Annotated in this window: 21 protein-coding genes; 12 read left to right on the top strand and 9 right to left on the bottom strand. The window is 63.2% G+C overall.

The window, feature by feature from the left end; all coding sequences use genetic code 11:
• Positions 1–142: 142 nt before the first annotated feature.
• Entirely contained in the window at positions 143–784 is a 642-nt protein-coding gene (mobA, locus tag ACVWVY_RS42140) for a molybdenum cofactor guanylyltransferase MobA (protein ID WP_456631914.1), read from the bottom strand.
• On the bottom strand, positions 777–1664 hold the full coding sequence (locus ACVWVY_RS42135; protein ID WP_456631913.1) for a formate dehydrogenase accessory sulfurtransferase FdhD: 888 nt from the start codon (positions 1662–1664) through the stop codon (positions 777–779). Before ACVWVY_RS42135 ends, mobA begins: the two co-directional genes overlap by 8 nt.
• A gap of 94 nt (positions 1665–1758) precedes the next feature.
• Between ACVWVY_RS42135 and mobB the strand changes: the two genes are divergently transcribed.
• From mobB to fdhF, 8 genes are all read left to right on the top strand, one after another.
• Complete coding sequence (gene mobB, locus ACVWVY_RS42130) at positions 1759–2286, top strand: molybdopterin-guanine dinucleotide biosynthesis protein B (protein ID WP_456631912.1); 528 nt, start codon at positions 1759–1761, stop codon at positions 2284–2286.
• A gap of 8 nt (positions 2287–2294) precedes the next feature.
• Complete coding sequence (locus tag ACVWVY_RS42125; protein ID WP_456631911.1) at positions 2295–3551, top strand: molybdopterin molybdotransferase MoeA; 1257 nt, start codon at positions 2295–2297, stop codon at positions 3549–3551.
• A 41-nt stretch (positions 3552–3592) separates the two neighbouring features.
• Complete coding sequence (locus ACVWVY_RS42120) at positions 3593–3844, top strand: sulfurtransferase TusA family protein (RefSeq protein WP_456631910.1); 252 nt, start codon at positions 3593–3595, stop codon at positions 3842–3844.
• 95 nt (positions 3845–3939) lie between these two features.
• Entirely contained in the window at positions 3940–5373 is a 1434-nt protein-coding gene (locus ACVWVY_RS42115) for a sigma-54-dependent transcriptional regulator (RefSeq protein WP_456631909.1), read from the top strand.
• A 13-nt stretch (positions 5374–5386) separates the two neighbouring features.
• Positions 5387–7390 carry a sensor histidine kinase gene (locus tag ACVWVY_RS42110; RefSeq protein WP_456631908.1) on the top strand — a complete coding sequence of 668 codons (2004 nt, stop codon included), beginning with the start codon at positions 5387–5389 and terminating at the stop codon, positions 7388–7390.
• A gap of 414 nt (positions 7391–7804) precedes the next feature.
• Positions 7805–9460: an OFA family MFS transporter gene (locus tag ACVWVY_RS42105; protein WP_456631907.1), complete on the top strand. Its 1656-nt coding sequence runs from the start codon at positions 7805–7807 to the stop codon at positions 9458–9460.
• Positions 9461–9746: 286 nt separating this feature from the next.
• Complete coding sequence (locus tag ACVWVY_RS42100) at positions 9747–11459, top strand: NADH-ubiquinone oxidoreductase-F iron-sulfur binding region domain-containing protein (RefSeq protein ID WP_456631906.1); 1713 nt, start codon at positions 9747–9749, stop codon at positions 11457–11459.
• A complete protein-coding gene (gene fdhF / locus ACVWVY_RS42095; protein WP_456631905.1) occupies positions 11456–14221 on the top strand; it encodes a formate dehydrogenase subunit alpha in 2766 nt (921 codons plus the stop codon). The genes ACVWVY_RS42100 and fdhF overlap by 4 nt, the downstream gene beginning before the upstream one ends.
• 58 nt (positions 14222–14279) lie before the next feature.
• Here fdhF and ACVWVY_RS42090 read toward each other — a convergent pair whose 3' ends face one another.
• The 7 genes from ACVWVY_RS42090 to ACVWVY_RS42060 all read right to left on the bottom strand — a co-directional run bounded on the left by ACVWVY_RS42090 (position 14280) and on the right by ACVWVY_RS42060 (position 18838).
• Positions 14280–15443: a LysM peptidoglycan-binding domain-containing protein gene (locus tag ACVWVY_RS42090; RefSeq protein ID WP_456631904.1), complete on the bottom strand. Its 1164-nt coding sequence runs from the start codon at positions 15441–15443 to the stop codon at positions 14280–14282.
• 114 nt (positions 15444–15557) lie between these two features.
• Complete coding sequence (locus tag ACVWVY_RS42085; RefSeq protein WP_456631903.1) at positions 15558–16574, bottom strand: magnesium and cobalt transport protein CorA; 1017 nt, start codon at positions 16572–16574, stop codon at positions 15558–15560.
• A 142-nt stretch (positions 16575–16716) separates the two neighbouring features.
• Complete coding sequence (locus ACVWVY_RS42080; protein ID WP_456631902.1) at positions 16717–16923, bottom strand: hypothetical protein; 207 nt, start codon at positions 16921–16923, stop codon at positions 16717–16719.
• Positions 16924–16925: 2 nt separating this feature from the next.
• Positions 16926–17444, bottom strand: coding sequence for a hypothetical protein (locus tag ACVWVY_RS42075; RefSeq protein ID WP_456631901.1), 519 nt, complete (start codon positions 17442–17444; stop codon positions 16926–16928).
• A gap of 255 nt (positions 17445–17699) precedes the next feature.
• The gene (locus ACVWVY_RS42070; RefSeq protein WP_456631900.1) at positions 17700–17960 is read right to left on the bottom strand and encodes a hypothetical protein; all 261 of its coding nucleotides are present in this window, start codon (positions 17958–17960) and stop codon (positions 17700–17702) included.
• 128 nt (positions 17961–18088) lie between these two features.
• A complete protein-coding gene (locus ACVWVY_RS42065; protein ID WP_456631899.1) occupies positions 18089–18358 on the bottom strand; it encodes a hypothetical protein in 270 nt (89 codons plus the stop codon).
• Between the two features lie 12 nt (positions 18359–18370).
• Entirely contained in the window at positions 18371–18838 is a 468-nt protein-coding gene (locus tag ACVWVY_RS42060; protein WP_456631898.1) for a hypothetical protein, read from the bottom strand.
• A gap of 210 nt (positions 18839–19048) precedes the next feature.
• On the opposite strand from ACVWVY_RS42060, the gene ACVWVY_RS42055 reads away from it, so the two are divergent.
• From ACVWVY_RS42055 to kdpB, 4 genes are all read left to right on the top strand, one after another.
• Positions 19049–19195 carry a hypothetical protein gene (locus ACVWVY_RS42055; protein ID WP_456631897.1) on the top strand — a complete coding sequence of 49 codons (147 nt, stop codon included), beginning with the start codon at positions 19049–19051 and terminating at the stop codon, positions 19193–19195.
• A gap of 12 nt (positions 19196–19207) precedes the next feature.
• Complete coding sequence (locus tag ACVWVY_RS42050) at positions 19208–19297, top strand: K(+)-transporting ATPase subunit F (protein WP_016846764.1); 90 nt, start codon at positions 19208–19210, stop codon at positions 19295–19297.
• A 116-nt stretch (positions 19298–19413) separates the two neighbouring features.
• Positions 19414–21117 (top strand): potassium-transporting ATPase subunit KdpA, encoded by a 1704-nt coding sequence (kdpA, locus tag ACVWVY_RS42045; protein ID WP_456631896.1) that lies wholly within the window; start codon positions 19414–19416, stop codon positions 21115–21117.
• A gap of 26 nt (positions 21118–21143) precedes the next feature.
• Complete coding sequence (gene kdpB / locus ACVWVY_RS42040; RefSeq protein WP_456631895.1) at positions 21144–23258, top strand: potassium-transporting ATPase subunit KdpB; 2115 nt, start codon at positions 21144–21146, stop codon at positions 23256–23258.
• Positions 23259–23357 lie beyond the last annotated feature (99 nt).

Below are 23357 nucleotides of genomic sequence, written 5' to 3'. Positions count from 1 at the left end.
CACCGCAACCCTATCGGGAAGTATATCAAATTGAATTAATCTGAATCTGACATCATGATCGAATTCATCAATCTTTAGGTAGTCAATAGGATTGCAGTGCACAATTGCGCACGTGGTAGGGACGGCGACGGAGAGAGTTGAGTCAACCTCCGTCCAGCGCCGCGAGCCGCTCGGCTTCAGCGATGTCGTCCATGGTGTTGGCATTGAAGAACGGATCGAGCGGTGCGGTCGGCCACGTCACGGTGGCGAGTTTGTAGCGAGCGGTCCAGCGGTCGATCTTCCTGATGTCCTCCACGACCAGCGCGTGGCGCAGTTGTTCACGCAGGCTCACGCTCCACAATCCGATCACGGGATGCGATTGTCCGTCGGAGGCAGCAACGGCTAGCTCGGCATTCTCCGCTTTGAGTGCGCCGTAGAGCCGTGAAACCAGATCACGCGGCAGGAACGGGCAATCGGCGGCGGCGCTGAGAACGAGCTTTACATCAGGCCGGTTGGCCGAAGCCCAGTCGAGCGCCGCGAGGATACCTGCGAGCGGTCCGGGAAAATCGGCGACGCCGTCGGCAATGACCGGCAGGCCGAACGCCGCAAAGCGCGCCGGGTCGCCATTGGCATTGAGAATGAGGCCGTCACATTGCGGCGCGAGGCGCGCGATCACGCGTTCGAGGATGGTGCGACCGGCGATCGTGCGCATCGGCTTGTCGCCGCCGCCCATCCGCCGCGCCAGTCCGCCGGCGAGGAGTACGCCGGGAATGTCCAGCGCGCCTCTTGGCGTCGCCTCAGTCATCGCGTTCGCCCTTGCGCTTGTGCCGCGCGGATTCTTCCCCGACATAATCGAGGTTCTGGTCGAACACGATCCGATCCTGTCCTGATAGCGCGATGAAGCGTTTTCCCCGCGTGCGCCCGACCAGCGTCAGCCCGACCTGCCGCGCCAGTTCGACGCCCCATGCCGTGAATCCCGAGCGTGAGATGAGAATGGGAATTCCCATCCGCACCGTCTTGATCACCATCTCCGAGGTGAGGCGGCCCGTGGTGTAGAGAATTTTGTCGGCGGGATCGACGCCGTGGCGATAGATCCAGCCTGCGATCTTGTCGACGGCGTTGTGGCGGCCGACGTCCTCGGTGTAGCAGACGGGCGTGCCTTCCTTGCACAGCACGCAGCCATGGATCGCGCCCGCTTCCAGATAGAGAGAAGGCATGGTGTTGATCGCGTGCGTCATCTGGTAGAGCCAGGACGTGCGCAATTCCGCCTTCGGCAGCGCCACGCTTTCGACCGCTTCAAGCAGATCGCCGAACGCGGTGCCCTGCGCGCAGCCCGAGGTCTGCGTGCGCTTCTTCAGTTTCGCCTCAAAATTGGTGTGGTGCTCGGTGCGCACGACCACGACCTGAAGGTCGTCGTGATATTCGACCTCGGTGACGACGTCGTCGTATTTCAGCATGTTCTGGTTCAGGAGATAGCCGAGCGCCAGGTATTCCGGATAGTCCCCGATCGTCATCATGGTGACGATCTCCTGCGCGTTCAGATACAGCGTCAGCGGCCGCTCCACCGGCACCCGGATTTCGACCGCCGCACCGGTCTGGTCGGTCCCGGCAACGCGCTCGGTCAGCCGCGGATCCTCGGGATTCGGCACGATCAGGGGGGCGGGGGCCTTTTCGATTTTCATCATATCCGCAGGTTAGCATGACAATGGCTGTCAGCCGATATAAAGCACCTTTGGAGAATGCCTAGCCCCGGTTCGGGCCAGGACAGCGGAGAACGCAATGAAAGTAATAGGCCTCGCGGGATGGAGCGGCGCCGGCAAGACCACCTTGCTGACGCGGGCGATCCCGCAATTGCAGAAACAGGGCCTGCGCGTTTCCGTGATCAAGCACGCCCATCACGCCTTCGATGTCGACGTGCCCGGCAAGGATTCCTGGAAGCATCGCGAAGCCGGAGCGGCCGAAGTTTTGGTGTCTTCCAGCCAGCGCTGGGCCCTGATGCACGAGCTGCGCGGCGCTGCGGAGCCGCGATTGCCGGAACTGCTGGCAAAAATGTCGCGCGTCGATCTCGTCGTCGTCGAGGGTTTCAAGCGCGAGCCGCACCGCAAGATCGAGGTCTATCGCGCCGCGAATGAAAAACCGCTGCTGTTCCCGGACGATCCCGGCATCGTTGGAATCGCGACCGATACGGCGGTTGAAACCACGCTGCCGACCGCCCATCTCGATGATATCGAGGCGGTGGCGGCGATGATGCTGAAATCGGCGATCTCGCTCGAAGACGTGCTGGCGAAATGCGAAGCTGAGGGCTGATCAGGCACATGGCGCAATTGTCTGACGATTGCTTTGCCTTCGGCGGCCCGATGATGTCGGTCGATGAGGCCGTCGGTCTTATTGCCGCGCGCGTGACGCCGGTCGTCGATGTAGAGACGGTCACGCTCGCCCGCGCCGATGGCCGCATTCTCGCGCACGACATTCTGGCGCCGCTGCCGCTGCCGCCCTTCACCAATTCCGCCGTCGACGGTTATGCGGTCTCCAGCCGCGACCTGCCGCAGCAGGAGGAACAGGCATTTCCAGTGATCGGCCGCGTTCAGGCGGGTGGCGCCGCATCTGCGCCGCTCACGCCGGGGCAGGTGGTGCGCATCTTCACCGGCGCGCCGATGCCCGAAGGCGCCGATACCGTGTTCATGCAGGAGGATGTCCGCGTCGACGGCGACAAGGTCGTTCTCCCCGCGGGTCTCAAGCCCGGCGCCAATGTGCGGCCCGCGGGCGAAGATATTCCGGCAGGCCTTGCGGCGCTGAAGGCCGGCCAGCGGCTGCGGCCGCAGGATGTCGCGCTCGCTGCAGCCTTCGGCCTGACGCAGCTCGATGTCGTCAGGCGCATTCGCGTTGCGGTGTTCTCCACCGGCGACGAACTCGCTTCACCCGGCGAAACGCGCGCCGCAGCGCAATTGTTCGATTCGAACCGTTACATGCTGATGGCAATGCTGGCTCGGCTCGGCTGCGAGGTCAGCGATCTCGGCATCATCAGGGATGATCGCGCCGCGCTTGCGCGCGCGCTGCAAGACGTGGCCGGCACGCACGACCTGATCCTCACCACTGGCGGCGTTTCGACCGGCGAGGAGGATCACGTCAAGGCGAGCGTCGAAAGTGTCGGCAGGCTGGTGCTGTGGCGGATGGCGATCAAGCCGGGACGCCCGGTTGCGATGGGAATCATCGGCGGCACCCCGTTTATCGGTTTGCCCGGCAATCCGGTGGCGAGTTTTGTCACCTTCATTCACGTGGTGCGGCCGACCATTCTGGCACTATCGGGTGCGCGGCCGGAGCCGCTGCTGCCGATGCCGGTTCGCGCCGCCTTCGGCTACAAGAAGAAGATTGCCCGCCGCGAATATGTCCGCGTCACCCTGCGCAAGGCGGCGGATGGCGCGCTCGAAGCGATAAAATTTCCGCGCGAGGGTGCAGGGCTTTTGTCGTCGCTGACAGACACCGACGGCCTGGTCGAGCTTGGCGAACAGGTGACGGTGGTTGAGCCCGGCCAGACGGTGGGGTTCCTGTCCTATGCAGGCCTGATCAATTGATGTCCGTTGACGATGCGGGCTCCCTTCGCCATGTTCGGAACATGACCACGACAAAACTCGATCTCGCCGGGCTGAAATGTCCGCTTCCGGCGTTGAAGACCCGCAAGGCGCTGAAGACGTTGCCGCCCGGCGACAGGCTGGAAGTGCTGTGCACCGATCCGCTGTCGGTGATCGACATCCCGAACCTCATTCGCGAAACCGGCGACACGGTCGAAATAACCGAGCGCAGCCAGGACCGCATCGTGTTTTTGATAGAAAAAACAAATGGATCGATAGAAAAGCCAAATGCATGAGCCGTCCGGGCAGGGATATCCCTCGCGCGTCAATTAGACGACATCATTAGAACGCGCGATTGCCGGGTGCGACGATCGGTCCTACAAATTCCGGCATGAACTTCCCGACATCGAAGGCAAGCGCAGCGGGATCCCCTGTTGCGGCCAACGAGCCAGCGGCAAAACTCGGCAAACCGGCTGGCGGCTCCGAGTTCGGCGCGCTGGCGCAGGCCTCGATCCTGATCGTCGATGACGAACCCGGGATGCGCAATTTTCTCGTGCGCACGCTGGGGCCGCGCTGCAAGCATGTGGAGGAGGCGGCCGACACGGACGAAGCCTCGCGCCTGCTCGACAAGAGCCGATTCGACGTCGTCATCCTCGACAACATCATGCCGGGCAAGAATGGCGTCGACTGGCTGGCCGAGCAACGAGCTGTCGGCTTCTTCGCCGACGCCATCCTCATCACGGCCTTTGCCGATCTCGACACCGCGATCCAGGCGCTGCGTGCCGGCGCGGTCGATTTCGTGCTGAAACCGTTCCGCTCGAACCAGATATTGAACGCGGTGGCGCGTTGTCTCGACCGGGTCCGGTTGCAGCGCGAGAACTATGTGCTGCGCTATGCGCTGCGCGCTTCGTCCGATCGCACGTTCCTGCGCGACAATCTGATCGGGACGTCACCGGCGACCCGCAGCGTGCGGGAAACCATTGCCCGCGTCGCCCGCCTGCCGACATCGATCCTGCTGACCGGCGATTCCGGCACCGGCAAGGAAGTTGCTGCGCGCTCGATTCATTCGCTGTCCGATCGCGCCGACAAGCCCTTTGTGCCGGTGAATTGCGCAGCCATTCCGCCCGAGATGATCGAGGGCGAACTGTTCGGCCACATCAAGGGGGCCTTCACCGGCGCAGACAGCGGGCGCGAGGGCCTGTTCCTTTATGCGCATGGCGGCACGCTGTTCCTCGACGAAATCGGTGAGCTGCCGTTGCCGATGCAGAGCAAGCTGTTGCGCGTTCTGGAGGACCGCCGCGTCCGTCCCGTCGGCTCCGAGCGTGAAGTGCCGGTCGATCTTCGCTTGATCTTTGCGACCAACGCCGATCTGCAGAAGCAAGTAGAACGGGGGCGCTTTCGCGCCGACCTGTATTACCGCCTGAACGTCATGCAGATTCATCTGCCGCTGCTCAGGGACCGCGGCGACGACGTGCAGGAACTCGCCACCATCTTCATGAGCAAGCTCTCGATGCAGCTCGGCATGCCGCCGGTTGCGATCGACGGTGCGGTTCGTGCCGCGTTGGCGAGTTACGACTGGCCCGGCAATGTGCGGGAGCTACGCAACCTGATCGAACGCACGCTGATCCTCGGCAAGTTCCCGGACGATTTCGCCGGGCCGCGAAGCGATGGCCAGCCGACCGCTGCCGACAGCCTGGCCGATCTGGAGCGCCGGCACATTCTTTCTGTCCTGAAAGAGGCCGGCGGCAACCGCGAGGAAGCCGCGCGCAGGCTTGGAATCTCGCGCAAGACCATCGACCGCAAATGCGCGCTGTGGGATGTCTGAGCGGGCAAGCAGCATGAACGAGCCGGCGCGCGGGCGCTCTGTTCGTTTCCGGCTGCTGGCGATCGCGCTGCTGCCCATGCTGGTCATCCTGCCGCTGCTGCTCGGGGTCGCCATCTATCGCTGGAATGCGAGGTTCGACGCCACCCTGATTTCGAAGGTGAATGGCGATCTCACCATCGCTCATCAATATCTGGCCCGTATTCTGGAAAAAACCGGCGTTCAGATCCGTGCGCTCGGCCTCTCCGCACGCTTCCGCGATGTGGGGGAGCGCAGTCCGCTGTCCGCCGTGGGCGACCTGCTCGAAACCTCCCGCAAGGAGATAGGTCTCGACTTTCTCTACCTGATGGACTCCAGCGGAAAGATCATCGCTTCGTCACCCGCGTTTCCGGGACGGCCGAAAGGCGACTGGCCGATCATCACCTCGGCGTTGTCGGGGGAGGCGCCGTCGGCCGGCATCGACATCTTCAGCAATGACGAACTTGCGGCGATTTCGCCTGTTCTTGCCGAGCGTGCGCGCCTCGATCTGGTGCCGACGCCGAACGCGGTCCCGACCAATCGCAGCACGGAAACGCACGGCATGGTCGTGCATGCCGCGAGCCGGGCGACGACATCAGGAGGAGCGCCGGCCGCGTTGGTCGGGGGGATTCTGCTCAATCAGAATCTGGAGTTCATCGATACGATCAACGACCTCGTCTATCAGTCAGCCAGCCTGCCGGAGGGCAGCCAGGGAACGGCGACGCTGTTCCTGGACGACGTGCGGGTCTCCACCAACGTCCGCCTGTTCGAGGGGCGGCGCGCGCTGGGGACGCGGGTCTCGGCGGCGGTGCGCTCCGCGGTCATGGGTGAGGGGCGCACCTGGCTCGACAGCGCGTTCGTGGTCAACGACTGGTACATTTCGGCCTATGAGCCTTTGGTCGACAGCTATGGCAAGCGCGTCGGCATGCTCTATGTCGGATTCCTGCAGAAACCGTTCAACGACGCCAAGTTTGAGACGCTCCTGATCATCGCGCTCGCATTCATCGTGATCACGGCAGCAACCGTGCCGATCTTCCTGCGCTGGGCGCAGTCGATATTCATGCCGCTCGAACGCGTCACCACGACGATCGGCGAAGTGGAAAGCGGCAATTTGTCCGCCCGCACCAAATTGCCGGCATCGGGCGACGAGATCGGCCGCGTGGCGTTTCACCTCGATACCCTGCTCGACCAGATCCAGGAGCGCGATCGGCAATTGCGGGAGTGGAACGAGGATTTGAACACGCGGGTGCGCGAGCGAACGCGGGATCTCGAGCACGCCAATCTGAAGCTGGAGGCGACCACCAAGCAACTCATCATGTCCGAAAAGCTCGCAGCCATCGGCGAAATCACCGCCGGTGTCGCCCATGAAATCAACAACCCGATCGCGGTGATGCAGGGTAATCTCGACGTCATCCGCAGCGTGATCGGCGACGCAGCCGACAAGGCCAAGGTCGAGTTCCGCCTGCTCGACGAGCAGATTCATCGCATCAGCCAGATCGTCACCAAGCTGCTGCAGTTTGCTAGGCCGGAAGAGTATGCCGGCTATGTCGAGCGTCACGCGCCTGGAAGCGTCGTGGCCGACTGCCTGCCGCTGGTCAAGCATTTCCTGAACAAGACCGACATCGCTGTGGTCCGGGATGATCGGGCAACCCGCCTGGTCCTGATGAATCGCAACGAGTTGCAGCAGGTGCTGATCAATCTGATCGTCAATGCGATCCATGCCATGCCCGACGGCGGCACCCTTACACTGCGGTCATTCGATGCTGAGCGGGACGGCAATCCGGGCATCGTTATCGAGGTGTCCGACACCGGCATCGGCATGCGTGAAGACATGATCGAGAAGGTGTTCGACCCGTTCTTCACGTCAAAGCGCCGCGAGGGCACCGGCCTCGGCTTGTCCATCAGTCAGACGCTGATCAAGCGCCAGCGTGGTCAAATCACGGTGGAAAGCGAACAAGGCAAGGGCAGCACATTCCGCGTGTGGCTTCCGGAAGCCGACTGATACTTTGGTTCAACCGTTCGGACATTTTGTCCAAACGCGTCCGGACATTTTGTCCGCTGTTGTGGCGCGGTTGTTTGCAAGTCATTGATATCTGGTATCGCGTCATTTGGCACATGGATTGCTCACTTCTTTTTAAGCAAGTGAGGGGGGCGATGACCGGCGATGCGGCAGAGCTGAATTGTTGGCTGCGCATGTCGTGCCGGCACAATCTCACCTCAATTGGCCGGCAATGCCGCGGGCGCAATCACTGCATCAGAGGTTTGGGTTTCTCGAGTGCGCTTGTCGATCTCGCGCATTCCGGAATGGCGTGGAGCAGCAGGATGGGCGCTGTTTCCGCTGCATAACTGACGACAATGGGATCGAAGACGGCAAAGAAACACCCGCCGCAGGAGCGGGCTGCAGGGGAAAATAGCAATGACGACAATCAGTAGCGCCGGGAGCGTGCCCGGTGCAGGAGCGGGATTCCTTGACAAGGAGCGGACGATTGCGACCGCCGGCTTCAATCGCTGGCTGGTGCCGCCGGCGGCGCTTTGCATTCATCTGTGCATCGGCATGGCCTATGGCTTCAGCGTGTTCTGGTTGCCGCTGTCGCGCGCGCTGGGCTTAAGCGCGCCGAAGGCATGTCCGGACATGACGCTGGTGCAGGAACTCTTCACCACGACCTGCGACTGGAAGGTCGCCAGCATGGGCTGGATGTACACGCTGTTCTTCGTGCTGCTCGGCATTGCCGCAGCCGTGTGGGGCGGCTGGCTCGAACGCGTCGGGCCCCGCAAGGCGGGCTTTGTCTCGGCGCTGTGCTGGTGCGGCGGTCTCTTCCTCGGCGCGCTCGGCGTCTACACCCATCAGCTCTGGTTATTGTGGCTTGGCTCTGGCGTGATCGGCGGCATCGGCCTCGGCCTCGGCTACATCTCTCCGGTCTCGACGCTGGTGAAGTGGTTTCCGGATCGCCGCGGCATGGCGACCGGCATGGCCATCATGGGCTTCGGCGGTGGCGCGATGATCGGCGCGCCGCTGGCCAATCTCTTGATGAACTATTTCAAGACCCCGACCTCGGTCGGCGTCTGGGAAACCTTCGTCGCGATGGGCGTCATCTATTTCGTGTTCATGATGATCGGCGCGTTCCGCTATCGCATACCGCCGGCCGGCTGGCGGCCCGAGGGCTGGACGCCTCCGGAAAAAGCCAACGCGATGATCTCGCAGAACAACGTTCACTTGAACGACGCGCACAAGACGCCGCAGTTCTGGCTGATCTGGTGGGTGCTCTGCCTCAACGTGTCGGCGGGCATCGGCGTGATCGGCATGGCTTCGCCGATGCTGCAGGAAATCTTCGCCGGCAAGTTGATCGGATTGCCCGACGTCGGCTTCAACCAGCTTGACGCCACACAGAAGGCGACGATTGCCGGCATCGCGGCAGGCTTCGCGGGACTGCTCTCGCTGTTCAACATCGGCGGCCGCTTCTTCTGGGCGTCGCTGTCGGACAAGATCGGCCGCAAGAACACCTATTACACGTTCTTCATCCTCGGCATCGCGCTCTACGCGCTGGCGCCGACCTTTGCGGAGATGGGCTCGAAGCTTCTGTTCGTGCTCGGCTTCGGCATCATCCTGTCGATGTATGGCGGCGGCTTCGCGACCGTGCCGGCTTATCTGGCCGACATGTTCGGAACCCAGTTTGTGGGCGCCATCCACGGCCGGCTGCTGACGGCCTGGTCGACCGCCGGCATCATCGGTCCCGTGGTCGTGAACTACATCCGCGAGTTCCAGCTTGCCGCGGGCGTGCCGCGCGACCAGCTCTACAACACCACCATGTACATCCTGTGCGCCATGCTGGTCGCGGGGCTGATCTGCAACTACCTGATCAAGCCGGTCGATAAAAAATGGCACATGAGCGATGCCGAGGTCGCCAAGTTGCAGGCGGCAACGGCGAGCGCGGGCCAATCGGGACCGTCGGGTTCCTACGGCATCGGGTTCGGCGGGCTCGACGCCAGGGCCGCGCTGTTCTGGGCCTTCGTCGGCATTCCCCTGGCCTGGGGCGTGTGGAAGACGCTGGAAAGCGCCGTCAAGATACTCTGAGCGCGAAGGATGCCGCGGGACGGCCATCCAGGTCTCCCGCGGTGTCTTCCGACCTCGGTTCCAACCGACGGATCGATAGGCGTTCGCAATCGCAGCATGCGATGGCTTTATTGATCTTGCGGTTATTTCGCGGTCTCATCCGCTGCGCACAGCGGGCGTAGATCGAGAGCGGTGATTCCGCGGGCTCGCTCAAGTAAATCCTTGCCACAGCCTCATAATTCGCTTGGCATCTGGTATGCCAGAGATTAGAGTCGATCTAATCAGGTCCAGAGAACGAGACGTATCAATGAATGTCCATGACGTACAAACGGTTCGTGCGTTCGAACATCCGGGCGCGGGACGGAAGCGGGCCAAGGCGACCCCGAAGGGCCGCCAGGTCGACCCGACCGCCGCCCACGAGATCGAGCTGCTGCTCGGCGACCGGCCGCGGCGCCGCGATCTCCTGATCGAGCACCTGCACCTGATCCAGGACAAGTATCGCCAGATCTCGGCGGCGCATCTCGCAGCGCTTGCCGACGAGATGAAGCTGTCATTTGCGGAAGTGTTCGAGACTGCGACCTTCTACGCGCATTTCGACGTGGTGAAGGAAGGCGAGCCGGATATTGCGCCGCTGACCATTCGCGTCTGTGACTCGCTGACCTGCGCCATGATGGGTGCGGAAAAGCTGCTGCAAGAATTGCAGGACAAGTCCGGCCCCGGCGTTCGCGTGGTGCGCGCGCCCTGCGTCGGGTTCTGCGACAGCGCGCCGGTCGCCGAAGTCGGACACCGCTATGTTCTCAATGCGACTTCGACCGAGGTCCTCGATACCGCGGCGCGGGGCGAGACCCATCCAATCATCCCGTCCTACGTCGATTACGAGACCTATGTCAGCGAGGGCGGCTACAAGCTGCTTGGTGACTTGCGCGCGGGGCGGATCGGCAAGGAAGACATTCTCAAGGTTCTGGACGACTCCAGCCTGCGGGGGCTCGGCGGCGCCGGCTTTCCCACCGGCCGCAAATGGCGGGCAGTGCTGGGCGAGCCGGGTCCCCGGCTGATGGCCGTCAATGGCGACGAGGGCGAGCCCGGCACGTTCAAGGATCGCTTCTATCTGCTCCGCGACGTTCACCGTTTCCTCGAAGGCACGTTGATTGCGGCGCATATCATCGACGCGGAGGACGTCTACATCTATCTGCGTGACGAATATCCTGCCGCGCTCAAGCTGCTTCCGCTCGAGATCGCCAAGCTGCCCGCAGGCGGTCCGCGCATTCACATGCGTCGCGGCGCTGGCGCCTATATCTGCGGTGAAGAGTCCGCGCTGCTCGAGAGTCTTGAAGGCAAGCGCGGCTTGCCGCGGCACAAGCCACCCTATCCGTTCCAGGTCGGCCTGTTCGGCCTGCCGACGCTGATCAACAATGTCGAGACGTTGTTCTGGGTGCGCGACATCGTCGAGAAGGGCCCCGACTGGTGGAAGAGCCACGGCCGCAACGACCGTGTCGGCCTTCGCAGCTACTCGGTCTCTGGCCGCGTCAAGAATCCCGGCGTTAAGCTGGCGCCGGCGGGTGTCACCGTGCGCGAACTGATTGACGAATTCTGCGGCGGCATGGCGGACGGACACACTTTCCACGCCTACCTGCCGGGTGGTGCGTCGGGCGGCATTTTGCCGGCCTCGATGGACAACATACCCCTTGATTTCGGCACGCTGGAAAAATACGGCTGCTTCATCGGTTCCGCCGCCGTCGTCATCCTGTCCGAGCAGGACAGCGTGAAGGGCGCGGCCTTGAACCTGATGAAATTCTTTGAGGATGAAAGCTGCGGCCAGTGCACGCCGTGCCGGGTCGGCACCCAGAAGGCGGCGATCCTGATGGAAAAGCCGGTCTGGGACCGCGAGTTGCTCGACCAGTTGAGCCAGGCGATGCGCGATGCCTCGATCTGCGGGCTTGGCCAAGCCGCCTCGAATCCGCTGACGTCAGTCATCAAATATTTTCCGGAAGAATTCGTGCCGAAAGAGGCCGCGGAATGACCAAGATCAAGTTCGAACTCGACGGCAAGCAGGTCGAGGCCAACGCGGGCGAGACCATCTGGCAAGTGGCAAAACGCCACGAGAAGGAAATCCCGCATCTCTGCTATTCGCCCGAGCCGGACTATCGGCCCGACGGCAATTGCCGCGCCTGCATGGTCGAGATCGAGGGCGAGCGCGTGCTGGCAGCTTCCTGCAAGCGCACGCCGAGCGTCGGCATGAAGGTGAAGACCGAGAGCGCGCGCGCGGTCGCCGCGCAGAAGATGGTGATGGAGCTCTTGGTTGCCGACCAGCCGGCGCGCGAAACCTCGCACGATCCCGATTCGAAGTTCTGGCACTGGGCCGAAAAGGTCGAAGTGACCGAGAGCCGCTTTCCGGCCGCCGAGCGCTGGCAGGGCGACACCAGCCATCCCGCGATGAGCGTCAATCTCGATGCGTGCATCCAATGCGGCCTGTGCGTGCGCGCGTGCCGCGAGGTGCAGGTCAACGACGTCATCGGCATGGCCTATCGTAGTCACGAGGCCAAGATCGTGTTCGACTTCGATGATCCCATGGGTGAATCGACCTGCGTTGCCTGCGGCGAATGCGTGCAGGCCTGCCCGACCGGCGCGTTGATGCCCTCGGTGATGCTGGACGAGAACCAGACCCGCGTCACCTATGCCGACAAGAAGGTGGATTCGCTCTGCCCGTTCTGCGGCGTCGGCTGCCAGGTCACCTATCAGGTCAAGGACGAGAAGATCATCTACGCCGAAGGCCGTGACGGCCCCGCCAACCACAACCGGCTCTGCGTCAAGGGCCGCTTCGGCTTCGACTACATTCATCACCCGCATCGCCTGACAAAGCCGCTGGTGCGGCTGCCGAATGCGAAGAAGGACGCCAACGACCAGGTCGATCCGGCCAATCCGTTCACGCATTTCCGCGAAGCGTCGTGGGAAGAGGCGCTCGATATCGCCGCGAAGGGCCTCGTCAAAATCCGTGACGAAAAGGGCGTCAAGGCGCTGGCCGGCTTCGGCTCGGCCAAGGGCTCCAACGAAGAGGCGTACCTGTTCCAGAAGCTGGTGCGCACCGGCTTCGGCTCCAACAATGTCGATCATTGCACGCGGCTGTGCCACGCCTCGTCGGTGGCAGCGCTGATGGAGGGCTTGAATTCCGGCGCGGTGTCGGCGCCGTTTGCCGCCGCGATGGACGCTGAAGTCATCATCGTGATCGGCGCCAATCCGACCGTGAATCATCCGGTCGCCGCGACCTACATCAAGAACGCGGCCAAGCGCGGCGCCAAGCTGATCGTGATGGATCCGCGCCGGCAGTCGCTGTCGCGCCACGCCTGGAAGCATTTGCAGTTCAAGCCCGGCAGCGACGTCGCGATGCTGAATGCGATGCTGCACACCATCATCACCGAAGGGCTGACCGACCAGCAATATATCGCGGGCTACACCGAAGGCTTTGACGAACTCGCCGAGCGCATCAAGGATTTTCCGCCGGAGAAGATGGAAGCGATCTGCGGTATCCCCGCCGAGACGCTGAAGGAAGTGGCGCGGGTCTATGCGCGCTCGCAGGCCTCGATCATCTTCTGGGGCATGGGCATCAGCCAGCACATCCACGGCACCGACAACGCGCGCTGCCTGATCGCGCTGGCGCTGACGACGGGTCAGGTCGGCCGTCCCGGCACCGGCCTGCATCCGCTGCGCGGCCAGAACAACGTGCAGGGCGCTTCCGATGCCGGCCTGATTCCGATGTTCCTGCCGGACTACCAGCCGGTCGGGCGCACCGATCTGCGCGAGCCCTTTGAGAAGCTCTGGCAGCAAGACATTGATCCCGTGCGCGGCTTGACGGTGGTCGAGATCATGAACGCCGTCCATGCCGGTGAAATCACCGGGATGTATATCGAGGGCGAGAACCCCGCGATGTCGGATCCCGACCTGCAGCACGCGCGCGGGGCGCTGGCGATGCTCGACCATCTGGTCGTGCAGGATCTCTTCGTCACCGAAACCGCCTTCCACGCCGACGTGATCCTGCCGGCCTCGGCGTTTGCCGAGAAGAGCGGCACCTTCACCAACACCGACCGCCGCGTGCAGATCGCGCGCGAGGTGATCCGCCCGCCGGGCGATGCGCGGCAGGATCTCTGGATCATCCAGGAAATCGGCAAGCGCATGGGGCTGCCGTGGAATTATGACGGCCCGGCCGATGTCTTCACCGAGATGACGCAGGTTATGCCGTCGCTGAATAACATCACTTGGGACCGGCTGGTGCGCGAGGGCGCGGTGACCTATCCGGTCGACGCTTCCGACAAGCCCGGCAACGAGATCATCTTCACCACGGGATTCCCGACCGAGAGCGGCCGCGGCAAGATCGTGCCGGCGAAGGTGATCGCGCCGGACGAGGTGCCTGATTCCGAATATCCCATGGTGCTGTCGACGGGCCGCGTGCTCGAACACTGGCACACGGGATCAATGACCCGCCGCGCCAGCGTGCTCGACCAGATCGAGCCGGAGGCGGTGGCGTTCATGTCGCCCAAGGACATGCGGCGGTTGAGCGTGTGGCCGGGCGATTTCATCCGGCTGGAGACGCGCCGTGGCGCGGTCGAAGTCAAGGTACGCTCCGACCGCGACGTGCCTGAAAACATGGTGTTCATGCCGTTCTGCTATGCGGAAGCGGCGGCCAACCTGTTGACCAACCCGGCGCTCGATCCGTTCGGCAAGATCCCCGAATTCAAGTTCTGCGCCGTGCGCGCGGAGAAGGTCGAGCTGCAGTCGGCGGCGGAGTAGCGAGAGGCAATCGTCAGCAGGCGATGTGACTGCGCGTCATCGCGAAGATGGCCGCGCTTCACTGCGTCGGAACGACAAACACCTGCCCGGGATAGATCAGGTTGGGATTGCGGATCTGCTCCCGGTTCGCCTTGTAGATGACGGCGTAGCGCGTGCCCGCGCCGTACGAGACCTGGCTGAGACGCCAGAGGCTATCCCCGCGGGAAACGGTGGTGGTCGTTATCTTCGGCACGACCACGGCGGAGGCTGGCGAGCCACTGTCCGGCAAGACGGTAGCGCCTCCTGCGGCCGCAAGCTGCGGCTGTTTCGGAGCGGCTGAGTCCGGGCGCTTGGCCTGCGCCGACACCGACGCGGTTGTCTCGGGAGCGGTGAATGGCACCTCGGCGCGTGCGCGCACCGAGCCGGAACTCGACGCCTCGTCCAGCCTGACACGGTAGCTGCCCGGCGCGACCCCTTCATTGATGGTGACTGCAAAGCGTCCATCCGCGCCGGCCGTTACCGACGTAACAAAGCTGTCGTTGAGATAAAGCCTCAGCGCTGCGCCGGGGCGCGCCTGGCCGCTCACATGGAACTTGCCGCCCGGCTCGATCTCGACCGTCTCCACGACCAAAGCGCCGGTTCCCGGTTTTGGCGCACCCGGTTGCGACAGCACGACGGTGGGCTTGTTCGGCGTGACCAGCGCCACGACCGGCTGCTCTGTCGATCTCGGCTCCAGCGCTGCCGTCACGCGCTGTTGGGACGTGGTCACCGTGCCGTCCGGCGCTTTTGAGCGCAGCGTCAGGTCGTACGTGCCTGGAGGAAGCTTGGGCGGGACGAGGACGAATTGCCCGGATTTATCCGCGACCGCGCGATCATGCACTTCGCCATCGCGCAGCAGTTCCACCGTAGCGCCCGGGGCTGCCCGGCCCGCGATGACCGCCTCGCCCGTCGGCTCGATGCGGGCAACGTCGAATGTCGGCACACCGTCGCTGCGTTCCGGCGATGGCGGCGATCCGATCAGCGCGTCCACGACGGCATTTGCTTCCGCCTTCGCGGTTGCGAGCGGGGCCGGACCCTGCTCTCCAGCGTTCGATGCAGGCTTTGAGATCATCGGCGCTGTCGTTGCCGCCAGGGTGTCAGCCGGGGATTCGCGGACGTGCTGAATGGCGAAGGCGAGCGCCACGCCACCGGCGACAAACGCCAGGATGGGGATGATTGTTCGGCTCGCCGATATGGCAGTCATGATGCTCACCCGTCTGCCGGATCGTTGACTCGTCGATACTCTATATCGTCTCAAGCGGGGTGGGTACCGGTTTGCGTCAAGAAAATGCGGCGTTCGGCCCGCCAGCTTACAAGCCTACAGCCAGCCGACGCGCCGGAACCGCCAGAACAAGCCTGCGCATACCAGCAGGATCGTGCCGATCACGCTAAAATAACCATATTGCCACTCCAGCTCCGGCATATGCTTGAAGTTCATGCCGTAGATGCCGGCGATCGCCGTCGGGACCGCGATGATGGCGAGCCATGACGCCAGTTTCTTCGACACCGCGGTCTCCTGTGCCTGGCCGACCAGAAGGCTTGCCTCAAAGGCAAACGCCAGCACCTCGCGAAGCGAATCGATCCGCTCCTGCACCGTCCGGACGTGGTCCGTGACGTCGCGAAACAATGGCTGCATCGTGGATCGCACCATCGGCAGATTGTCGTGCTCGAGCCGGCGGCAAACTTCCACCAGGGGTCCGACCGCGTTGCGCAGCCGCAACAGGTCGCGTCGAAGCAAATAGAGGCGCTGGATCTGCGCCTGTGTCATGGCGCTGGCAAGCACTTGGGCTTCCATCGCTTCGACTTCCTCCTGGATGGTTTCGAGCACGGGGGAGTAGTTGTCGACGATGAAGTCGAGGATGGCGTAGAGAATGTAATCCTCGCCCCGGGCCAGCGCGCGGGGGCAGCTCTCGCATCGTTCGCGTACCGACTTGTAGGACGTCGAGGCGCCGTGCCGGACCGACACGATATATCCCTCGCCGACGAACAGATGCGTCTCGCCGAATGCGATGCCGTCGCCGTCGAGTTGCGCGGTGCGCGCCACGATGAAAAGCGCGTCGCCATATTGCTCGATCTTCGGTCGCTGATGGGCGTGGTCGGCATCCTCGATCGCAAGGTCATGCAGCTCGAACTGCCGCTGCACGCTGCTCAGCAGCGCCATATCCGGCTCATGCAGGCCGATCCAGACCACGTGGCCCGGCTTGCTGCGCCAGCTCGAGGCTTCATCGATAGAGATGTTGGCGACGCGCCGGCCATCGACATACACACCGGCCGCGACGACTCCTTCGGAGCTGGCGGGTGCGGTGGTTCCAACGGCTGTGGCTGCTACGTCCATGGTTTCCGTCCCTCAATGGTCGTGGCCGAATCTTGCCTTGAGGCAATTTTTTTCGGAAAGGCTAGCACCGGCAGTTCTGCCGTCATTGCAATCGGGCTTTCGGGGGCGTGGTCGCCGTATGCGCCGGCGTTCAGCCAATGCGTCAATGGGTAAAATGCGAGAGATAGGCTGCCGTCTTCAAGGCGATGATGCCGCCGACGGCGCATAATGCCAGCAACGAGGTCAGCGCGATCAGGCCGAAACGCCTGATCATTGCGAGGTGGGCGTTCGCCGCGCCCGTCTGCTCTCGTTTTGCCGATGAATAGGCAGCTCGATCGAAAGGGCGGCCAGTGTGCGTTAACAGGGTCATGTTCAAGCCTTCTTGCAGCGCTCGATCGCTGATGTGATTTGCCCGACGCCGGCGATGGCCCGCCGCTGCAGACGCAGCGCAAGGCGCATCAACGGCTGGAGGTAGGGGATAAGCGGATTGCCGCCGTTCGCCAGGTCGAGTTCGAACCTGTCAGTCGGAAAAATAGTTGCGCATCCCGTAGGTCCGCTCTGCATCTTTGCGAATGACATCGCGGACGCCTTGAGCAGGAAAAGTCCGCCGATCCGCCCCTTCGCGTCGCGGGCAACCCAGAAGCCGTCCCCGTTGCGGCCGATGAAGAATGCCGGAATTGCATCGCTGACAATGCCGGCATCCAGCGGCCGAAACGGTGTGGCGGTGCTTGCGACTTCGTTATTCGGCGGCGTGCGGGCGGGTTCGGCCTCGGCCGCCACCTGCCGCGTCTGGTAGCTGACAAACACATCGAACTTTTCACCCACGGCCGTCAGCACGGCCTCGAGCCGTTCCGCTGCACGTTGTGCGGTATTGAAAGCGATCGCGGCCATCGCGGCCTCCTCATGAATCCAGTGTCCATGATCTGCAGGCAATGCCATAGGAATGCGAGATGGGCCGACGGTGCATCGCATAGTGGAAATATAGGAATTCGAACGAAACGGCGTTCCGGCCAGCACTTATGCCGTCCCTATGAGAGGAGCGGGGCCGCCGCCTCGATTTCCTATGCGGTCGTCGGCATCTTGCGCATCAAGCGCCCGCCATGCGGGCCGAACGCTTGCTGTCCCTGAGAGAGTCTGTCGCCTATGTCAGGCGAAGCGTCGGACGGGCGCATCTGCCGAGGAGGCCGTCGCGCCCATGTCGAGTTCGATGTCGCGCGCCAGTTCGACGATGGTCTCCGGGTGATGGCCATTTTCGAACAGCGCGTATTTGAGCGCCTGGGCGCGATTGACGAACAGGCCACCATAGAGGCCGTTCTGCTCCTGGGCGATCCATTGGCCATGCCGGTTCCGGCCGATAAAAACAATGGTGGACGCAGCGCTGCACGATGGAGGTTCGATGAGTTTCACGTTGGTATTCCTTCACGAGACGAGGCAGGTGGCCTTGAATATCTTTACGGATGGATATGAATTCGAGCGGGACTTGCGAGCGATCTCATAGGGATCGCATAGGAGATCGAGCTATTTTCGATGAATGGTCAACCGATCGCGCGGGTGAGCGCGCATAGCGCGGCATAGGCCGCCATCTCGTCCCAATGGTTGAGATCGTGATCGAGAAACCGCTCCCGCCGGATGCCGGCGATCACGGCGCAGAGGACCGCAGCCATCCAGAACAGCGCCAGCAGACTTTGATTCAGGCCGATGCTGCCGAAGCCGGCGAAGGCGACCAGGACGAGCAGGCGGACTCCAAACCGAACCAGGACCTGGGCCGATCGCAGTCGTCGCGGCAGGTTCGGCCAATGCTGCACGGGGGCCCCGCGTCAGGCGAAATTGTCGCTGCAGATCGGCTCGTAGAGAGCGTCGGCGCGCCACGGCGCGCTCGGCACGCTGGTCCTGCTCGACGGTGCACTGACGCGCTGGGCCTCGACGAACGCGCTCAGGATCGCCAGCGCCAGGTCGGCGTGACGGGTCTCGATCGATTGATCCAGCCAATCGGGCAGCTCGCGCTGGCGCGACAGCGCGCAGTGCCATTCGCCCTCGTCATAGGCGAGGCGGCGGACCTGCCATTGCGGCAATTCCAGATCGATCAGCGCCAGCGCGGCGTCGGTCCAGGCCTGCGCCTGAATCAGCCGTTCGACGCGGGCGGCTTTGGCGTTCTGATTGGCGGAAGGCAGGCGTCGGCCAGTCGCGTGGACGATATCGGCGAGAAATTTGGCGGTGACATAACCGGCGTTGCGGAGTTGGTCACCGAAGTCAGCGGGGATTTGTCGTTCTGAAAGAAGTGACATGGGATCATCTCAACTCGTAGCGCGGCTGTCATTGCAGCCGCACGTCCAAGCTGGCGAGAACGCCATTTGAAAGCGAGATGAGGCAAGGGGCGAAGAAATAGGGATTTCATAAAGGGGCCCGTCGTCCCTGTTCGCAGGGACGACGGGGCGCGTCTTTATGAGATTCCTATAACGTCGCCATCCCTCCCGTCTCGAAAACCTATGTGGCCGGTGGCACTTCAGCCACTGAAAACGCGAAAACCGTCGCGGGTCACGACGCACAGGAACATTCCCATGCTGGACATCGTCATGCTGGCGCTCGCGCTCGGCTTCTTCGTGGCAGGCATCGGCTATGCCTACGCTTGCGAACGGCTGTAAGGGAGCAAGGCCATGATCTTCGATTACTCACTCGCCGGCCTCGTCTCGTTGGGCCTGCTTTTCTACCTGACCTATGCGCTGCTGCGGCCCGAGCGCTTCTGAGCGCGCCATGCTCACGCTGGTCGAGGTTGTCCTGGCGTTTGTCGTCACCTCGGCGCTCCTGATTGCGCTCATTCACCTGCTGCTGCCTGCAAGAAAGCTCTGAAGGATTCCCGACAATGACCGTCATCGGCTGGATTCAAATTCTTCTGTACTGCGCCATCGTGGTCGCGCTGGTCAAACCGCTCGGCTGGTATATGACCCGCGTCTTCAACGGCGAGTCCACCTTTCTGTCCCCGGTGCTGCGCCCGGTCGAACGCGGGCTTTACTGGGTCGGCGGCGTCGACGAGAAGCGCGAGCAGCACTGGCTGACCTATACGGTCGCCATGCTGCTGTTCCATGTCGGCGGCTTCCTCGTCATCTATGGCCTGATGCGGCTCCAGGCACTGTTGCCGCTCAATCCGGCGGAGCAATCCGCCGTCGCCCCTGATCTGTCCTTTAATACGGCGATCTCCTTCCTCACCAACACCAACTGGCAGAACTACGGCGGCGAAAGCACGCTGTCCTACCTGACGCAGATGGTCGGTCTGACGCATCAGAACTTCCTGTCGGCTGCGACCGGCATCGCGCTGGCGGTAGCGCTGATCCGCGGCTTCTCCCGTTCCTCGATGCGCACCATCGGCAATTTCTGGGTCGATGTGACGCGCTGCACCCTCTATGTGCTGCTGCCGATCTGCATCGTCTACACGCTGTTCCTGGTCTGGCAGGGCATGCCGCAGACGCTTGGCGCTTACGTCGAAGCGACGACGCTGGAAGGCGCCAAGCAGACCATCGCGGTCGGGCCCGTCGCCTCGCAGGTCGCGATCAAAATGCTCGGTACCAATGGCGGCGGCTTCTTCAACGCCAATGCCGCGCATCCCTTTGAAAACCCCACGGCGCTGTCGAACTTCGTGCAGATGATCTCGATCTTCGCGCTTGGCGCCGCGATGACCAACGTGTTCGGCCGCATGGTCGGCAACCAGCGGCAGGGCTGGGCGATTCTCGCCGTGATGGGCGTGCTGTTCCTGTCGGGCGTCGCCGTCACCTATTGGGCCGAAGCCAACGGCACCTCGACGCTTGCTTCGCTCGGCCTCTCCGGCGGAAATATGGAAGGCAAGGAAGTTCGCTTCGGCATCGTCGCTTCCTCGCTCTTTGCGGTGGTCACCACGGCGGCTTCGTGCGGCGCGGTCAACGCCATGCATGACAGTTTCACCGCGCTCGGCGGCATGATCCCGCTGATCAACATGCAGCTCGGCGAAATCATCGTCGGCGGCGTCGGCGCCGGGCTTTACGGCATGCTGCTGTTCGTCGTGCTGGCGATCTTCGTCGCAGGCCTGATGGTCGGCCGCACGCCGGAATATGTCGGCAAGAAGATCGAGGCGCGCGAGGTCAAGATGGCGATGCTGGCGATCCTGGTGCTGCCACTGATGTATCTCGGCTGGACCGCGGTCGCCGTGGTGTTGCCTTCCGCCGTGGCTTCGATGGCCAATTCCGGCCCGCACGGGTTCACGGAGGTGCTCTACGCCTTCACGTCCGCGACCGGCAATAACGGCTCGGCCTTCGGCGGACTCACGGGCAACACCTTCTTCTACAACCTGACGCTTGCGAGTTCGATGTTCGTCGGCCGCTTCTTCATGATCGTGCCGGCGATGGCGCTGGCCGGCTCGCTTGCCGCCAAGAAGTCGATCCCGCCGTCGGCCGGCACGCTGCCGACCAGCGGCGGCCTGTTCGTCGGCCTCGTCGTCGGCGTGATCCTGATCATCGGCGGGCTGACCTTCTTCCCGGCGCTGGCGCTCGGTCCGATCGTCGAGCACCTCGCGATGAATGCCAACACCCTGTTCTGATCGAACGCCATCCGGAGTCTACGTCCATGGAAACCATGAAACTGCAGAAACAGGTCAAGACCTCGGCGATGCTCGATCCGAAGATCGTGCTGCCCGCGATCGGTTCGGCCTTCGTGAAACTCGACCCGCGGCTGATGATCAAGAATCCCGTGATGTTCGTGGTCGAAATCGTCGCAGCCCTCACGACCGTCATCTTCCTGCGCAACCTGGTGACGGGCGGCGAGGGCCTCGCCTTTACCTTCCAGATCATCCTGTGGCTGTGGTTCACGGTGCTGTTCGCCAATTTCGCCGAAGCCGTCGCCGAAGGCCGCGGCAAGGCGCAGGCGGAATCGCTTAAAAAGACCCGCACCGAGAGCCAGGCCAAGCTGTTGACCGGCTCCGACAAGACCTATCGGCTGGTGTCCGGCACCAGCCTCAAGGTCGGCGATATCGTCCTGGTCGAGGCCGGCGACAACATTCCCTCCGACGGCGAGGTGATAGAAGGCGTGGCGTCGGTGAACGAAGCGGCGATCACCGGCGAGTCCGCGCCCGTGATCCGCGAATCCGGCGGCGACCGCTCGGCGGTGACCGGCGGCACGCAGGTGTTGTCCGACTGGATCCGCGTTCGTATCACGGCAGCGCAAGGCTCGACCTTCATCGACCGCATGATCAAGCTGGTGGAGGGCGCCGAGCGGCAGAAGACGCCGAACGAGATCGCGCTCAATATCCTGCTCGCGGGGCTCACCATCATTTTCGTGTTCGCCACCGTGACGATCCCGAGCTACGCGGCTTATGCCGGCGGCTCGATTTCGGTCGTGGTGCTGGTGGCGCTGTTCGTCACGCTGATCCCGACCACCATCGGCGCGCTGTTGTCGGCCATCGGCATTGCCGGCATGGACCGGCTGGTGCGGTTCAACGTGCTCGCCATGTCCGGCCGCGCGGTCGAGGCCGCCGGCGACGTCGATACGTTGTTATTGGACAAGACCGGCACCATCACGCTCGGCAACCGCCAGGCGACGGCGTTTCGCCCCGTCCGCGGGGTCACCGAGCAGGAGCTGGCGGATGCGGCGCAACTGGCGTCGCTTGCCGACGAGACGCCGGAAGGGCGTTCGATCGTCGTGCTGGCGAAGGAGAAATACGGCATTCGTGGCCGCGACATGAAGGAGCTCGCTGCGAGCTTCATTCCGTTCACCGCGCAAACGCGCATGAGCGGCATCGATGCCGGCTCTTCCTCCGTCCGCAAGGGTGCGGTGGACGCGATCCTGAATTACGTCGATGGCGGTGGTGTTCGTGCGGTCGCCTCCGGCAACGCGGCGCGTGTGCTGCAGACAAGTGCCATGTCCGACGCGGCTCGCGAGATCCAGGTGATTTCGGATGAGGTCGCCAAGGCTGGCGGAACGCCGCTCGCGGTCGCCAGGGACGGCAGGCTGCTCGGCGTCGTGCACCTGAAGGACATCGTCAAGGGCGGCATCCGCGAACGCTTTGCCGAACTGCGCCGGATGGGCATCCGCACCGTCATGATCACCGGCGACAACCCGATGACGGCAGCCGCCATCGCCGCCGAAGCCGGCGTCGACGATTTCCTGGCGCAGGCAACGCCGGAAGACAAGCTGAAGCTGATCCGGGACGAGCAGGCCAAGGGCAAGCTGGTTGCGATGTGCGGCGACGGCACCAACGACGCCCCAGCGCTGGCGCAGGCCGACGTCGGCGTCGCCATGAACACGGGCACGCAGGCCGCGCGGGAAGCCGGCAACATGGTCGATCTCGATTCCAACCCGACCAAGCTGATCGAGGTGGTCGAGATCGGCAAGCAGCTTTTGATGACGCGCGGCGCGCTTACGACGTTCTCGATCGCCAACGACGTCGCGAAATACTTCGCCATCATCCCGGCGATGTTCCTGGCGTTCTACCCGCAGCTCGAAGTGCTCAACGTCATGCATCTGGCGAGCCCGCAGAGCGCCATCCTGTCGGCGATCATCTTCAATGCGCTGATCATCATCGCGCTGATCCCGCTGGCGCTGAAAGGCGTCGCCTATCGCGCCGTCGGGGCCGGGGCGCTGTTGCGCCGTAACCTGCTGATCTACGGCTTGGGTGGCATCATCGTTCCCTTCATCGGCATCAAGGCCATCGACCTCGCGGTTGCGGCCTTGGGCCTGGCCTAGCCGTCATTGCGAGCGAAGCGAAGCAATCCATAGCGCCGCAAACACTGCAATGGATTGCTTCGTCGCTTCGCTCCTCGCAATGACGGATACACCTACGGA

It is taken from the genome of Bradyrhizobium sp. URHC0002, from assembly GCF_054059515.1.
Note: the sequence above shows the minus strand (reverse complement) of the source record. Positions and strands in the feature narration are given on the sequence as shown.

Coding starts and splice junctions, on each gene's coding strand:
- ACVWVY_RS42100 (WP_456631906.1), top strand. CDS start 9,747: ATGAATGTCCATGACGTACAAACGGTTCGTGCGTTCGAACATCCGGGC.
- ACVWVY_RS42120 (WP_456631910.1), top strand. CDS start 3,593: ATGACCACGACAAAACTCGATCTCGCCGGGCTGAAATGTCCGCTTCCG.
- ACVWVY_RS42090 (WP_456631904.1), bottom strand. CDS start 15,443: ATGACTGCCATATCGGCGAGCCGAACAATCATCCCCATCCTGGCGTTT.
- ACVWVY_RS42085 (WP_456631903.1), bottom strand. CDS start 16,574: ATGGACGTAGCAGCCACAGCCGTTGGAACCACCGCACCCGCCAGCTCC.
- mobA (WP_456631914.1), bottom strand. CDS start 784: ATGACTGAGGCGACGCCAAGAGGCGCGCTGGACATTCCCGGCGTACTC.
- ACVWVY_RS42060 (WP_456631898.1), bottom strand. CDS start 18,838: ATGTCACTTCTTTCAGAACGACAAATCCCCGCTGACTTCGGTGACCAA.
- ACVWVY_RS42135 (WP_456631913.1), bottom strand. CDS start 1,664: ATGATGAAAATCGAAAAGGCCCCCGCCCCCCTGATCGTGCCGAATCCC.
- ACVWVY_RS42115 (WP_456631909.1), top strand. CDS start 3,940: ATGAACTTCCCGACATCGAAGGCAAGCGCAGCGGGATCCCCTGTTGCG.
- ACVWVY_RS42080 (WP_456631902.1), bottom strand. CDS start 16,923: ATGACCCTGTTAACGCACACTGGCCGCCCTTTCGATCGAGCTGCCTAT.
- ACVWVY_RS42075 (WP_456631901.1), bottom strand. CDS start 17,444: ATGGCCGCGATCGCTTTCAATACCGCACAACGTGCAGCGGAACGGCTC.
- ACVWVY_RS42110 (WP_456631908.1), top strand. CDS start 5,387: ATGAACGAGCCGGCGCGCGGGCGCTCTGTTCGTTTCCGGCTGCTGGCG.
- ACVWVY_RS42125 (WP_456631911.1), top strand. CDS start 2,295: ATGGCGCAATTGTCTGACGATTGCTTTGCCTTCGGCGGCCCGATGATG.
- ACVWVY_RS42105 (WP_456631907.1), top strand. CDS start 7,805: ATGACGACAATCAGTAGCGCCGGGAGCGTGCCCGGTGCAGGAGCGGGA.
- mobB (WP_456631912.1), top strand. CDS start 1,759: ATGAAAGTAATAGGCCTCGCGGGATGGAGCGGCGCCGGCAAGACCACC.
- kdpA (WP_456631896.1), top strand. CDS start 19,414: ATGACCGTCATCGGCTGGATTCAAATTCTTCTGTACTGCGCCATCGTG.
- ACVWVY_RS42050 (WP_016846764.1), top strand. CDS start 19,208: ATGATCTTCGATTACTCACTCGCCGGCCTCGTCTCGTTGGGCCTGCTT.
- kdpB (WP_456631895.1), top strand. CDS start 21,144: ATGGAAACCATGAAACTGCAGAAACAGGTCAAGACCTCGGCGATGCTC.
- fdhF (WP_456631905.1), top strand. CDS start 11,456: ATGACCAAGATCAAGTTCGAACTCGACGGCAAGCAGGTCGAGGCCAAC.